Source organism: Paenibacillus amylolyticus, from assembly GCF_001570725.1.
GTDB lineage: Bacteria > Bacillota > Bacilli > Paenibacillales > Paenibacillaceae > Paenibacillus > Paenibacillus amylolyticus_A.
In genome coordinates, this window is sequence record NZ_BCNV01000001.1 from 2,073,479 (window position 1) to 2,087,518 (window position 14,040).

The 14,040-nt window shown below is 44.3% G+C and carries 12 protein-coding genes; 6 read left to right on the forward strand and 6 right to left on the reverse strand.

The annotated features are described in order from the left end of the window. Positions 1 to 111 precede the first annotated feature (111 nt). Both PAHA3_RS09250 and PAHA3_RS09255 read left to right on the forward strand, forming a co-directional pair. The gene (locus PAHA3_RS09250; RefSeq protein WP_062834470.1) at positions 112 to 1,728 is read left to right on the forward strand and encodes a helix-turn-helix domain-containing protein; all 1,617 of its coding nucleotides are present in this window, start codon (positions 112 to 114) and stop codon (positions 1,726 to 1,728) included. A gap of 109 nt (positions 1,729 to 1,837) precedes the next feature. Next, positions 1,838 to 3,502 (forward strand): cache domain-containing sensor histidine kinase, encoded by a 1,665-nt coding sequence (locus PAHA3_RS09255; protein WP_235599396.1) that lies wholly within the window; start codon positions 1,838 to 1,840, stop codon positions 3,500 to 3,502. A gap of 39 nt (positions 3,503 to 3,541) precedes the next feature. Here the strand turns inward: PAHA3_RS09255 and PAHA3_RS09260 are convergent, their stop codons facing one another. From PAHA3_RS09260 to PAHA3_RS09275, 4 genes are all read right to left on the reverse strand, one after another. Next, positions 3,542 to 4,432 (reverse strand): carbohydrate ABC transporter permease, encoded by an 891-nt coding sequence (locus PAHA3_RS09260; RefSeq protein ID WP_062834472.1) that lies wholly within the window; start codon positions 4,430 to 4,432, stop codon positions 3,542 to 3,544. 18 nt (positions 4,433 to 4,450) lie between these two features. After that, entirely contained in the window at positions 4,451 to 5,341 is an 891-nt protein-coding gene (locus tag PAHA3_RS09265) for an ABC transporter permease (RefSeq protein ID WP_062834473.1), read from the reverse strand. Between the two features lie 88 nt (positions 5,342 to 5,429). Further along, the gene (locus PAHA3_RS09270; RefSeq protein WP_062834474.1) at positions 5,430 to 7,031 is read right to left on the reverse strand and encodes an extracellular solute-binding protein; all 1,602 of its coding nucleotides are present in this window, start codon (positions 7,029 to 7,031) and stop codon (positions 5,430 to 5,432) included. Between the two features lie 186 nt (positions 7,032 to 7,217). Further along, positions 7,218 to 8,228 carry an alpha/beta fold hydrolase gene (locus PAHA3_RS09275; RefSeq protein ID WP_062834475.1) on the reverse strand — a complete coding sequence of 337 codons (1,011 nt, stop codon included), beginning with the start codon at positions 8,226 to 8,228 and terminating at the stop codon, positions 7,218 to 7,220. Between the two features lie 124 nt (positions 8,229 to 8,352). Here PAHA3_RS09275 and PAHA3_RS09280 point away from each other — a divergent pair, with 124 nt between their 5' ends. Together PAHA3_RS09280 and PAHA3_RS09285 are read left to right on the forward strand one after the other, a co-directional pair. Further along, entirely contained in the window at positions 8,353 to 9,237 is an 885-nt protein-coding gene (locus tag PAHA3_RS09280; RefSeq protein WP_062834476.1) for a LysR family transcriptional regulator, read from the forward strand. A 111-nt stretch (positions 9,238 to 9,348) separates the two neighbouring features. Continuing rightward, complete coding sequence (locus PAHA3_RS09285) at positions 9,349 to 9,813, forward strand: NUDIX domain-containing protein (protein WP_062834477.1); 465 nt, start codon at positions 9,349 to 9,351, stop codon at positions 9,811 to 9,813. A 160-nt stretch (positions 9,814 to 9,973) separates the two neighbouring features. On the opposite strand, the gene PAHA3_RS09290 is transcribed toward PAHA3_RS09285, so the two are convergent. Beyond that, the gene (locus PAHA3_RS09290) at positions 9,974 to 10,321 is read right to left on the reverse strand and encodes a winged helix-turn-helix transcriptional regulator (RefSeq protein WP_062834478.1); all 348 of its coding nucleotides are present in this window, start codon (positions 10,319 to 10,321) and stop codon (positions 9,974 to 9,976) included. 134 nt (positions 10,322 to 10,455) lie between these two features. Between PAHA3_RS09290 and PAHA3_RS09295 the strand changes: the two genes are divergently transcribed. Together PAHA3_RS09295 and PAHA3_RS09300 are read left to right on the forward strand one after the other, a co-directional pair. Beyond that, the gene (locus PAHA3_RS09295; RefSeq protein ID WP_062834479.1) at positions 10,456 to 11,370 is read left to right on the forward strand and encodes a DsbA family oxidoreductase; all 915 of its coding nucleotides are present in this window, start codon (positions 10,456 to 10,458) and stop codon (positions 11,368 to 11,370) included. A gap of 111 nt (positions 11,371 to 11,481) precedes the next feature. Continuing rightward, positions 11,482 to 12,063 carry a hypothetical protein gene (locus PAHA3_RS09300; protein ID WP_062834480.1) on the forward strand — a complete coding sequence of 194 codons (582 nt, stop codon included), beginning with the start codon at positions 11,482 to 11,484 and terminating at the stop codon, positions 12,061 to 12,063. Positions 12,064 to 12,461: 398 nt separating this feature from the next. Here the strand turns inward: PAHA3_RS09300 and arfA are convergent, their stop codons facing one another. Further along, positions 12,462 to 13,955 (reverse strand): arabinosylfuranosidase ArfA, encoded by a 1,494-nt coding sequence (gene arfA / locus PAHA3_RS09305; RefSeq protein ID WP_167350906.1) that lies wholly within the window; start codon positions 13,953 to 13,955, stop codon positions 12,462 to 12,464. Positions 13,956 to 14,040 lie beyond the last annotated feature (85 nt).

Sequence of the window (14,040 nt, forward strand, 5' to 3'; positions counted from 1 at the left end):
AGGAATATAATTTTTTTGAAGATCCTCAACTCAAGAAGGTTCGCTAGACACCTTTGCAACGGTTCGTTTAATGGTAAAATATCTAAAAATGGTTCATGTTGGGGGATGCGCATGTATAAACTGATGATCGTTGATGATGAATTGCTCATGCGGGTTGGAATTCGTTCCATGCTGAATTGGGAAGAGTACAACTTCTATGTTGTTGGTGAGGCTGGAAATGGAAAAGAGGCATTGAACCTTGCGCTTGAAGTGATGCCTGATCTAATTATTACGGATATCAAGATGCCGATTATGGATGGGCTACAGCTTATACAAGAGGCCTCCTGCGTACTGAAAACCTGTAAGTATGTCATTCTGAGTAACTTTGACGAATTTCATTATGTAAAAAAGGCACTAAAACTTGGCGCTTCAGACTACTTGATTAAAAGCGAGATTACAGAAACTGCCCTTATCGATCTCCTGAGTACCGTTGGACAGAAACTACAAAGCGAACATGTTCATCCAACCTACACATCTTCTAGGGCACATGATTATTCCAACAGCCTAAGACATCTAAAGGACACCTTCTTCCAAGATATTGTAAGCGGATTCATAAGTGAAAAGGATATTGTCACTAAAGCGGAAGAACTGCATTTTCGTATACGATCGGACCAGTTGGTCGTCATCAAGTTCGTCGTGAACTATTACGAGGATGCGAAGAGGAAATATATTGAAAAGGGGGAGAAGCTACTCCGGTTTTCGATGCTTAATATTATGGAAGAGATCATTCCATCGAGATGGGAGAAAGAGGTTTTCGTTGAAAGTTCTTCTGAATATTGGCTTATCGTTAACGTACTTCCAGAGAGCCAATCTGTACACTCCGACTTGACTAAACTATGTAATAAATTGCTGTCTTCAATCAAGGATTTTATGAATCTATCACTCACGGCTGGTGTGAGTAGAATGACTTCCGGTTTACCTCACATTAAAATGGCCTGCCAAGAGGCAGAAATGGCTCTACAACAGGGTTTCTTCACAGGGAGCAACCAGGTGTTGTATTACGATGATATGGTTCAATCCCCCGATAGAAATGAAGTAAAAGGAGCTCTGAGCCCGCAACAAGAAAGAGATTTTATGAAGTTATGGGTAAGTAAAGACATCCAAAAGGCGGAGGAGTTCCTTGAAGGAATTCGCTCGGACCTGGAAGCGCAGCAGGCGGATGAGAATAGCATTCGAAAGCAATATATCATGGTAATGGAAACGATACACTCCCATCTATCCCGAGCTACGGAAAGAGGTGCGCCTTCTTTAACAGAGAAATCGCCATATGAAACTGTTCTGAAGGGTGAGTACTGGGAGGATATCCACCAGGATATGCTTGCTCACATTACGCATTACTTTAAAACCGATTCCCAAACGAAGCAGGAAAGTACCTATACAGACCTCGCCATTGCATTGATCGACAAGTATTATGCCGAGGATATTTCGCTGCAAAGTATCGCTAGCCAAATCAGTGTTAATCCGTCGTATCTCAGCCGATTGTTTAAGCAGGAAAAAGGAGAGAACTTTATCACGTACTTGACACGAGTTCGGATTGAACATGCCAAGGCGTATCTATTGAGTAGAGGAATGAGAGTGTACGAAATCGCAGAAAAAGTAGGCTACCATAATTACACGTACTTCAGTAAGATTTTCAAAAAATCGGTAGGTGTCACTCCAGAGGAATATCGAGAACGACAGCAGGCATGAATGTAATCGGTGAATAGAGGTGCAGCATATGAAGCTTGTCCAGCCCTTCCAAATCAAGCACAAAATTATGGTGATCTGTATGACAGTCATTATCCTTCCTGTATTGGTAATGACAATCAATTCGTACTACTCGTCAGAGCGGTTATTGGCACAGAACTATACAACGTTGCTAAGTGATCTGGCCAAACAGACGAACATTCGTATCGACGAGTTCCTCAAGGAGATTGAGAAAATCACGCTGTTAGCCAGCAATGGCCTTAGCAACAATCTATCTGCGACCCATGAAGGAAGTTTTCCGATCCAGGATTTTCTACGGGAGGGTAACGAACAAAATGAGATTGCCGCATACAATATTCTGATGAATTATATCATGATGAAGGATCGCGTATTCTCCATTTACCTCTACAATATGAACGGGGGAGAAGACCTGTTCGTCAGTCCACATCAACCTATTGATCCAAATTTCAAAGTAGCGAACGAATTGTGGTTCAAAAAGTTCATGCACGATAATGATCGAACCATTACGCTCACAACACGAATCGATGAGCAATTGGAGAATAAAATACTGGCAGTGTCACATGCTCGCAAAATTCATGATGTGGCTAGTGGTGAACTGCTTGGCGTGATCGTTGTGAGCATTGATATCAAATTCATCGAAATCGTCAATCGAAACTTACAGGAAGGGCTACGTTCCAGATTCATGATTGTTGATGAGAATGACAAGATTGTATATAACGTAAACGACCGATTAATTGGTACACTATTCCGTGACAACGTTCGTCCGCCTGAAGCATTAAATGTCGTAGTGACCAGTCCCCTTAGTCAGCAAAAATGGACAACGTACTTATATATGCCCTTGGATGAGCTAACTGCTGATGGCAAAATATTGGGCCGTAATCTGGTGACACTCGCCATTGTCATTGTTCTTTTTGCTGCGGTTATATCCATCTTTCTATCTCATGTCATCACAACTCCGATTAAGAAGCTGCTCCGAAATATCGCTTTGGTCGAGAAAGGCCAATTTGAACAAGTTGAACCTATTGCCTCCAGAGATGAGATTGGACATTTATCCATTCGATTCAACAGAATGTCGCATGAATTGAAGCGGATGGTCGAACGGATGCAGCAGGAAGAGATAGAGAAAGCCAAGGCCGAGATGCGCGCGCTCCATGACCAGATCAAGCCTCATTTTCTGTATAACACACTGGGGTCGGTGAAATGGATTGCCTCGATGCAACAGGCTGACAAAATCGTGGAAATGACCGATGCACTAATCTCGATGCTTCGTTATGCAACCAAATCCGATGGAACCCTCGTAACCATTCGTGAAGAACTCGATAATATAGCGAATTACGTAACGATTCAGAATGTCAGGTACTATGATTGTATTCAAATGAGATATGAGGTGGAGGATCGAATGCTGGATTATCGCATGCCCAAAATGATTCTACAGCCCATTGTGGAGAATGCGATATTTCATGGACTCGCCGAACTCGAAGAAGACGGAATCATTACCATTCGGATTCAACCACAGCAGGATGAAGTTGTGATCCAAGTCTGCGACAATGGCGTCGGTATGGATCATCATACGATGCAGAATTTAATGGAAGAGAAGTCCAGTGCAGGTACGGGAACGAATGGCATTGGATTGCATAATGTGCAGCGGCGGATTCAACTTCATTTTGGTAAACCCCATGGAATACAGGTGGAGAGTAAAATAGGTGAAGGTACCATTTTCTCGATTCTGCTGCCGGCCATCTCAGAGTTTAGATAGAACAAAAGGGCTCGCAGGTTGAACTGCAAGCCCTTTTGTTTACCCCTTGACGCTACCTAGCACCAACCCCTTGGTAAAGTATTTCTGTAAGAACGGATACACGAGTAAAATCGGAATGGCACCCAAGAACATTTGAGCGGCACGCCCCGTTCTGGCATTCATCATGGATAACAGCTGCGTATAATCTGATCCAGATTTCAGCATGATTTGCTCAAAACTCTGCAAAAGGGTCTGGAGGTAGCTTTGTAATGGATAATTGGCTGGATTGTTCATATAGATAATGCCGTCGAACCATGAATTCCAGTGGGCGACGATACTAAACAAACCGACTGTTGCGAGAGCGGGCTTGAGGAGCGGGAGTAGAATACGAAGCAATACCTGTACAGGTCCTGCACCATCAATAATTGCTGATTCTTCAATTTCCTCAGGCAACCCCCTTATGAAATTCATGAGAATAATCATGCTGAATACGGGGAGAGCCCCAGGCAGGATCAGAGACCATATGGAATCGATCAGTCCCATTTTGACGACAACGAGATAGGTTGGAATGAGTCCTCCACTGAATAACATGGTTACGATGAAAAATCCCATATAGATATTACGTCCCATTAATTTTTGTTTTGACTTGGAGAGGGGATAAGCCGTGAGCACGATCAGAATCAGATTCACTAACGTTCCGAGAACGGTTCGCTGGATGGCCACCCAGAGAGAGGAGAAGAAGGACCCTCCAGTTAATGCAAATTCATAGGCCTTTGTCGTGAATTCCACAGGCCAGAACGTAACACTTCCCGCCGATACAGCCGCGCTGCTACTGAATGAAACAGCAAGCAGGTTGATAAACGGCAGGATACAGAGTAGAGAGATCAGAAGCAATATGGTGTAGTTTAGGATAAGAAACAAACGCCGACTCATACTTTTATCATAGATCATAGTGTTAGTCCCTCCTTTTTAGAAGATGCGATAACCAGCTACCCTGTAGGCCAGGATGTACGATACAGCAACGAGAACACTGGAAATGATGGATTTGAATAATCCAACAGCGGTACCAATTGAATACTGTGCCTGCTGAATTCCCAGACGGTATACATAGGTATCAATAATATCACCGGTCTGATAGACAACAGGGGAGTAGAGATTATAGATTTGGTCAAAGCCAGCATTGAGTACGTTTCCAAGCGACAATACAGTCATTAAAACAATCGTTGGCATGAGAAGGGGCAACGTAATGTAGATGGTCTGCTTCCACCGTTTCGCTCCGTCGATCACAGCGGCCTCGTAAAGTCCCGGGTCAATACTGGTCAAGGCTGCTAAATAAACAACTGTACCAAAGCCGAAGCCTTTCCATATATCGCTCACGATCATCGTCCAAGGAAAAATAGAGGGTGTGCCAAGAAAGGAGATCGGTGCAATCCCGAAAACGCCTAGAAATGTATTGATAATGCCGTCGGAGCTAAGGATATCCAGCATGATGCCGGCCATAATGACCCAAGAGAGAAAGTTCGGAATGTAGACGAGTGTTTGGAATGTACGTTTAATTCCACTATGCAGGACTTCGTTGAGCAGTAATGCGAAAATAACGGGCACGATTATACCACCGATTATCTTGAAGACAGACATGTACAGTGTATTCCAGATCGTTCTTACGAAGTTCGGCTGATTAAAGATGTGGTTAAAATTATCCCATCCTACCCATGGCGAGTTGAACCCGAGGCCCGGATTGTATTTCTGAAACGCAATAATAAGTCCGTAGAAAGGGATGTAACTAAAGATGAAGACCAGAACCAGGCTTGGGATCAACATGAGATGGTAAGCACGCTGTTGCTTCCATTTGCTCAGCATTCGTATTCCTCCGTTCTTGGTGCGATATATTGTAACCGCTACCAAGAAGAGACGAGAACATTCCCATCCCTTCTTGGCAACAGACTCATTATTTTCCGTATGCCTCATTGACTGCCTGGGTTGCGTCATCGCCTCCGGCTGCACGCCAATTCTGGACAATCAGATCGAAATAATCGATACTTTCGCTACCCATAATAATCTTGGTGAAGCCTTCGGTCAGGATATCATCCAAGGTTGTGCCGTAGCTTGACAGGATTTCTGGCGTAACCCCCCATAGGGCCGTCTTGGTGTAGTTCTCGCTGTCGAGTACTTTCTTGGCAAGACCATACGCATTCTTTGGAGCACCTTGTTGCAAATAGTCGCCGACTGCTCCTGGTGTAGCATTCTCCATGAACTCCACACTGTTGTTATATTTTTGCCACATACCCGAAGTTGTGAGTCCACTGGTATCCTTGGATTGAAGAGCAGCGGAGACCGCCTCAAATTGCTCGTAATCGGAATTCGGATTAAGTACACGGAACGCTCCAACTACATGGGCAATATCGTTGTCCAGCAAGGCAGATAGCGTTTCTGTGGATTCCTTGCCATTGCCTTCATCAACAATATAAGCATAGTCGTTCAAAATTTTGATCACTTCTTCAGGGCTTTTAAATCCCTTTTTCATGACGATATAATTGTTGTTGGCGAAGAAGATGGATTGTTTTGCTTCTTTCCCATCGACGGTAGGGATGATATAAGGGTAGAAGATGGCGTCCTTACCCAGATTGGATACCGTATCGACACCCGGATTATAACCCCACCATTGGTAATAAGGTTGCATGCCCACTTTGCCGGCTACAATGTCCGCGTTCATCGCATTAAAGTCTTTGATTGCAAACTCCGGATCAATGATGCCTCGCTTGTACCATTCTGACCACTCAGCCAGCGCATTCTTCATCTCGGGTTGCACTGATCCATACACTAATTTTCCACTGTTATCCTCCATCCACATATCCGGATGCGCATTCCATGCAATGGCGAGCAGGTTGAGGTAATCTAACGATTGATCTACCGCTATACCATAACCTCCGTGCTTTTCCATGAATTTCAGTGCAATATTCTTGATGTCTTCCACAGACTTCGGATCCTGGACTCCCAATTCTTCTTTCCAGTCGTTCCGAATCCAGATGAAGTCTGGTTGTTCAATTAATCCCCAGTGCATCTGTGGTATGCCGTACAGCTTGCCGTCCTTCTTTCCAGATTCGTAACTGTCTGCATCTGCTTCCATATAACCTTTGAGACGATCTGAAGCGTGTTGATTAAAGACCTCGGAAAGGTCCATGACCATGTCTGCTTCGACCAACTGTCTGAGTTGTGATGGATTCACCCTGAATACGTCAGGAAGATCGTTGGATGCGATAGCCAAATTAAGTTTTGTATCATACTCATCGCTGACCCAGTCTGTTTTGACATCGATATTGAATTTCTCCTTGTAGCGCTTAATCCACACATTGTTTGTGATATCATCGCCCTTTGGATACTTGGCAGAAGTGTATTCTGACGTCACGGTGTGAATGGTTGTCGTTCCAGCCTCGTTGGAATCGGGGTCCGTAGTTGCATCCTTCTCCGTGCTGCTTCCATTGCTACAGGCTGCGAGTAATAAGGTTGACATGCATAAAGACAAGACTAAAGTTTTGGTTTTCTTGTTCATTTCTTTTCCCCCTTATCAGTCATATTTCAATAACGCTTTCTTGAAAATATTCTAAACGAGAAAGGGGGAACGTGATATAAAAGTTATTGACGAGAACCCATATGTTTTTTTACTTTCGAGTCAGGGCGGAGAAAAGATTAATGAGTTCAGTGCACTTTTTTTACTTTTTACTCCTTCTTTTTTTACTCATGTCTCCACAAATTGCTTGAGATGTCGATCGATAACGAGTGAATCTGCTTCATTAGCTCCGATGCCGAAGCAGTGTCCCCACTTGGACTCTATAGGTTGAAAAACAGCGTTCGGCATATGTTGAACATCATAGGCACTATCTTCTGGCGTGAAGAACAAGTCACTTGACCCCGGCATAACGAGTGCAGGAGAAGTGATCCTGCTTAACGCCAGTTCGAAGTTGCCGTCATCTAGGGGATTATTGCTGATGTCGCCATATATTCCAGTACGCAGCATGGTAATCAAGTCGTTAGCATCAAAGGATAAAAACACCTGGTCCCAGTAATCTTCTACATAAGATTTCAAGGTATCGTAGCCTTCGGTGTGATACAATTTCTCCAAATAATACGCCTGCGAAAACCCCCATGGAGCATAAGCTCTTCCCATTGCTGCGAGACCGGCAACTGGAGGGCGCTCATATCTACCATTTTTAAAATTCGAATCGGCCTGTAACGCTGCGATCATGGATTCGAACACGAGCTGTGTATGCGGTCTGCTCTTTGCCGTTCCGCCAAAAGGGGCGATCCGTTCGACCATCTCGGGATAACTCGTTCCCCATTGAAAAACCTGCATAGCACCCAGAGACCAGCCCACAACGAGTTGGATTTTGGTGATACCAAACTTTTGAGTGATTAGTTGATGTTGGGCACGCACATTGTCATACATGGAGATGAGGGGGAAGTTCTGCTTATCATATGGGGCAGGGGTATTGCTGGGAGAGGATGATAATCCGTTACCCAACATATTGGGCACGACGATAAAATATCGACTGGGATCCAGTGTCTTATGTGCTCCAATCAACCATTCATTATCTGTGTGAAGTCCAGCAAACCAGGTTGGAACGACAATAACATTGTCTTTTGCGGCATTTAACGTTCCATAGGTCTTGTAAGCAATAAAGGCTTGAGGGAGCTGTTGTCCCGATTGAAGTAGTGTATCTCCAAGGTTATAGGTTTCATAATCATTCATGGCTAGATTCTCCTTACAATATAGTAATAACTTGATTTCACTCTACAATACGTCTATCATCAATTCAATGAAACATAATTGAACGAAACATTCATTTATTTTGAACAAAGGAGGTGCCTGATTCATGGAAATACGCCAATTAAAAACCTTTTGCACGCTTGCATCGACCTGCAGCTTTAACCAAACTGCTGAATTATTGAGCTATGTACCGTCTACCATAACCATGCAAATCAAATCGCTGGAAGAAGAACTCGGTGTGAAATTGCTGGATCGATTAGGAAAAAGGGTCGTGTTAACGGATGCTGGCCAACAATTTTTGCCATATGCCACTAAGATTTTAAACGATGTAGAGGAAGCAAAATGCATATCTAGTCAACAGGGGGAATTGGCTGGAACGGTTGTCATCGGGGCAGATGAAGTGCTGTGTGCTTATCTTCTTCCATCCTTGTTCAAACGCTTCCGTGCGGAGTATCCTGGTGTGCGGTTATTATTCCGTCCGTTGTCTGGCCAAGAGCTTAAAACGAGTCTGAGAGAAGGACAGGCCGATGTCGTTTTTGTATTGGATGAGCCGGTTACTTCCAAAGATCTTCATTCCGAGTTTTTAAAGGATGAGACCTTTCAATTGGTGGTTTCTTCCGATCATGTGCTAGCATCACGTTCTGCGTTGGTTATTGATGACTTCCACAAACAGCATTTCTTGTTAACCGAAAAGAACTGTTCGTATCGCACGTACTTTGATCAAGCTCTACTGAAAAAAGGTGCGGATGCTCTGACAGAACTGGAGTTTCATAGTGTAGAAGCTATTAAACAATGCGCTGTGGCCGGTCTAGGGATCGCGCTGTTGCCTGAAATGGCTCTGAAGAAAGAGTTAAGCGAGGCGGAACTGGTTGCTTTACCGTGGGATCTGTCTGAAATATGCTTTTCTGCACAAATGCTCTGGCATCGGGAGAAGTGGCTATCTCCGTCCATGACTGCTTTCATTCAGGTCGCTAAGAATGAGTTACAATGATTGTTCAGAATTTGTTTAGACGTATATGTTAAAATACGCTTCATGGAGATCGTGAAGTGAAATGTAATGAACCTTCAACATTTTGATACAGATATATATGGGGGATTAGCAATGGAGAGAAAGATTAGAAATTCTGCAAAAGCATTAATTATCAAAGATGGGAGAATGCTTGCGATTAGGCAGGAAGATAATGGCGATGTAATCTATCTCTTGCCTGGCGGGAGTCAGAATGCAGGTGAAACGCTGACTGATGCCGTGAAGAGAGAAGTAGCAGCAGAAATCGGAGTAGACGTAGAACCGTTATCATTGGAATTCGTTATTGAAGGTGTGTATGGCGCAGCTCTTCATCGTGTAGATTTTGTTTTTTTAGCCGAATACATAGGTTTAATGGACAATAATAGATCTATTCTGCCAAGTGACGAAAATCAAGTAGAATATGAATGGCTTGACATTAAAAACCTGATCCAACAACCTTTATTGCCCTCAAAATTACGAAAGCAGATCATTAGATTGGTTGAGGGAGAAACAACGGTTATGTATTTAGGAAATGAGGAAGATGAGGACCTCAATGGTTAGACATGCACACGTCGTAAACAAGCGGCGTCTTGTATTTATAGAGGAAGGCTATTTCAAAGGACATAATGGTCCGGTAAAATAGCCTTTTTGCCGTTGAACAAATTGTGCATAGCGATTCAAAAATGAAGATCTAGGCTTAGGGGTTACAGTAGGCCAGGGGTTATATATCTTGTCCCTTGACGCCTGCAGTCATATTTTTCTGACCCCACATGACCACGGATTCAATTAAAGGAACCAATTCCTTGCCCGATGCTGTGAGCGAATACTCCACTCTCGGTGGAACCTCGTTATATTGCTCCCGATTCACGATGCCGTAATGAATCAAATCCTTTAAACAGTTCGTTAGCATCGTTCCAGTAATGCCAGGCAGTCTTCTTTTTAATTCATTGTAACGTATACAGTCATTTTCACTAAGGATTGCCAAGATCGGAAGATTCCACTTGCCTCCAATGACCTGAAATGCATAAGTCGCTGGACATAACTGATCAAAATTAAACTCGTATTTCACTTGATACCCTCCAATAGTATACTTTTTGATACTAAGTCAGAAAAAGAATCGTACTTGTTCAGAAGTTTGTAGACATTATAATCAAACTAACACAAGAAAATCAATTCATAAGACAAGATAAAGGCGGGATAAGTGTGAGTAACGAATCTATGATGTGTGATCTGGAAACAGGCGTATGTGGTGTGAGCGAGGAAGAAGCGATGCAAGAAATCAATCTGAATCACGTTGAGAAAAAGATAACTCTTTATTACGCAACAGATCCGATTTGCTCTCACTGCTGGGCGCTTGAGCCTGTGCTTCATCGGTTTGTTGAGGAATACGGTCATTACTTTAAGATGCAAATCAAAATGGGTGGGCTCCTGGCTAACTGGAATGGTTTCTCGGATGGCGCTAATGGGATTCAGAAGCCCTCGGACGTTGCAGCGCATTGGAAGGAAGTAGGTGAGCATTCACGCATGCCCATCGACGGTTCCTTATGGCACGATAATCCCATACTTTCTTCCTATCCGCCATCTCGGGTATTTAAGGTCATTCAGAGTGCTCACCCTGGTAAAGAGCATGACTTTTTAAGACGTGCCCGTGAAGCCGTGTTTGCATTTAATCGAAATATTGGAGAAGATGATGTGCTGACGGATATCGTCGATCAACTGGGCTTGAATGGAAAAGAATTGGTTGAAGCGGCTGCACAGCAATCTGCACAAGATTTATTAGAGGAAGACTTTGAGAGTGTGGCTAGTTTGGGCGTTAGAGGTTTCCCATCCATAATCATTGTGAATGAAGAGAACCAAGGGTTGAAAGTTGTCGGAGCGCGTTCTCTTGAAACCTATGTGCAAGCCCTTCAGCAGGTGCTGGGTGGTGATCTGAAACCCAAACAGATAACCTCGTTGGAGCAGAAAATCAGACTGGGACACCTTCTTTTTTCTAAAGAATTGGAAGTCATGTACAATATCGAAAAGAGTGATGTAGATTCATATGTGAAATCTGAATTGGCAGAGCACACATATCGTATGGGTCATATTTTGAATGAGAGGTATATTGAGCATATTTGAGGAAGCATGTAAGAATCTTCTTGCTTAGGCACACGGATGTGTTATTCGCACAGGCAAGTCGTCCACCCATTGCGTAGACTGAAGTAGATCAAGTCAAGTGAGGTGAATTCCATGGCTAAAACCAATGAAATACACGTCCGGGTGAAACGGCTTAAGGATCACCCAGTCTGCGTAACTCTTCATAATGGCGAAACGTACGTCGGGTACATCTCTGGTGTTAACAGCGAAGGCGTAGTGCTTACCGGGGGCGGAAAGCTTACTCAGGCTGCAATCACAGCACCCTCATCTGGAGGAAGTACTCACAAAACCAAACCTAAAGCAGGTGCTACGAGAAAAACAGTCTCCTCTCGGAACCGTAAACGGGCGAACAGCATTCGCAAGTCGCAGGTGCGATCCCGTTCGATGTCTCGTTCAACCTCTCGGCCAGCTCAGGTATCATCTTTCATGCCTATGCTAGGCTCATTGTTAGGTGGCTTCGGCGGAGTTGGCGGTGCAGGCTCGATTGGAGGTATGTTAGGCGGTGGTATGCGGTTATTTGGCATGATCCAGCGGTTTACACCTGTGGTCAAAATGGGGTATGGCATGATTAAGCAGATTCAGCCATTTATGGGGGCAGTTCAAGGGCTGATGGCTCCGCAGAGCCAAGCAGCTCAGGCTGAAACCGAAGATGAAGAGGAAGCACAACAAGGATAATACTTGAAATGAAAATCGTGATATAGAACACAACCTTCGTTGACTCATGAACAAAGCAATGCTGTAGTGCTGGGTGATGCGCTCCACATATTGTCCATTCGATGGTTCACTGCAAGCTGCTCTCCGTATCTTAAGCGGAGGGTGGCTTATTTGTTTATCTTGCTACATACGAGAAACGACATCGGAAGAAGGAAGCTGATGAACCTCAGAAACCTTATTCGTGGCAAAATGCGAGATATCGTGTGAAAAAGGTGCTGATTCTGTAACATAGCGTTTCCTGTGATCGTTAGTCCGACCGACCACCGTCATACAGCAAAACACCGCGCGCAGGGAGCTGCACGCGGTGCGAAAAACAATGCTGATGTTGCAGAGTAGGAGAAAATTCTTTCCCGCTCTTATTATGCCTGTTTGGTTTTGAGGCGAATCACGTTCCATGATGCTTTGTTCAAGACTGCTTGCACTTTACCCTGGTCAACCGTTGTATATCCGCCGTTGTGAGGAACAACGTTACGTGGGTTTTCTTTGGTATTGGTGGCTTTCAAGTCGTTGTTCTCCAATACGATATGTTCCACGAATGTCGTTTCGCCGAAGGAACGCAGATCTACATTCAGTTCCATTTGCTCATCTAGATGTCTGTTCACCGCAAAGATTGTGATCGTGCCGTTCTCTTCATCATGCACACTGATCGCTTCCAGATAAGGCACATCCGTGAAGTCTTTGGAATCATATTTAGGTGAAGTTGTGATGGACCGCAGCACTGTACCGCGTCCGAAATTGGAGGCGTGCAGGAACGGGAAATACGTCGTCTGGAACCAGATTGCTCCATTATTTTCAGTCATGATTGGTGCAATGGTGTTAATCAACTGAGCAAGGCAAGCCATTTTTACACGGTCGGCGTGCTTGAGAATGGTAATAAGGTAACAGCCCACGGCTAGTGCATCTTCATGCGTGTATACATCTTCAAATTCAGGAGGAGCAATCTGCCAGCGTTCTTCCATACGGCTTGTGCCAATGGATTTCCAGACATTCCATTCATCCAGGGACAGCATCAATTTCTTCTTGCTGCGTTTCTTGGCTTGTACAAAATCACAGATCGAAGCAACACTATCAATAAATTGATCCAGATCCAGCGATGTCGCCAGGAAGTCATACGTGTTGTCTCTGTTGTTATTGTAATACTGATGCAGGGACAAGTAGTCTACATTTTCATAGGTGAGATCAAGCACGGTTGCTTCCCAATCTGCAAATGTACTCATGTCGCGGCTGGAGCTGCCACACGCCACAAGTTCGATATCCGGATCAACCCATTTCATTGCTTTAGCGGTCTCATTGGCAATACGGCCATATTCATATGCAGTCATCGCACCAATCTGCCAAGGTCCATCCATTTCGTTGCCCAGACACCACGTTTTGAATTTATGCGGGTCCTTGTAACCGTGAGAGACCCGCAGATCACTCCAGTATGTGCCGGATGGATGGTTGCAGTATTCCACCAGATTTCTCGCCGCGTCGATACCCCGAGTACCCAGGTTAACTGCCATCATCACTTCGGTTCCAACCAGCTTGGCCCAGTCTGCAAATTCGTTCGTTCCTACGGCATTCGTTTCAATGGTCCACCATGCCAGTTCAAGTCTGCGTTTACGCTCCGCTACGGGACCAACGCCGTCCTCCCAATTATAACCGGATACGAAATTGCCTCCCGGATACCGAACGATGGGTACGTTCAGAGCCTTGATCGCTTCAATGGCGTCCTGACGGAAACCTTGAGCATCGGCAGTAGGATGACCTGGATCGTAAATACCGCCGTATACGGCCCGTCCCAGATGTTCTATAAATGAACCATAAACACGCGGATCTACTTCAGCAATCTGAAAATCTTTATCGATAAGCATTTTGGATGTAAGCAATGAGAAAACCTCCATAGAATTAATTTTAGGTGTATAATAAACCTTATTTTCACATTGAGTTCGCATAAAA

Coding starts and splice junctions, on each gene's coding strand:
- PAHA3_RS09250 (WP_062834470.1), top strand. CDS start 112: ATGTATAAACTGATGATCGTTGATGATGAATTGCTCATGCGGGTTGGA.
- PAHA3_RS09255 (WP_235599396.1), top strand. CDS start 1,838: ATGACAATCAATTCGTACTACTCGTCAGAGCGGTTATTGGCACAGAAC.
- PAHA3_RS09260 (WP_062834472.1), bottom strand. CDS start 4,432: ATGATCTATGATAAAAGTATGAGTCGGCGTTTGTTTCTTATCCTAAAC.
- PAHA3_RS09265 (WP_062834473.1), bottom strand. CDS start 5,341: ATGCTGAGCAAATGGAAGCAACAGCGTGCTTACCATCTCATGTTGATC.
- PAHA3_RS09270 (WP_062834474.1), bottom strand. CDS start 7,031: ATGAACAAGAAAACCAAAACTTTAGTCTTGTCTTTATGCATGTCAACC.
- PAHA3_RS09275 (WP_062834475.1), bottom strand. CDS start 8,228: ATGAATGATTATGAAACCTATAACCTTGGAGATACACTACTTCAATCG.
- PAHA3_RS09280 (WP_062834476.1), top strand. CDS start 8,353: ATGGAAATACGCCAATTAAAAACCTTTTGCACGCTTGCATCGACCTGC.
- PAHA3_RS09285 (WP_062834477.1), top strand. CDS start 9,349: ATGGAGAGAAAGATTAGAAATTCTGCAAAAGCATTAATTATCAAAGAT.
- PAHA3_RS09300 (WP_062834480.1), top strand. CDS start 11,482: ATGGCTAAAACCAATGAAATACACGTCCGGGTGAAACGGCTTAAGGAT.
- arfA (WP_167350906.1), bottom strand. CDS start 13,955: ATGCTTATCGATAAAGATTTTCAGATTGCTGAAGTAGATCCGCGTGTT.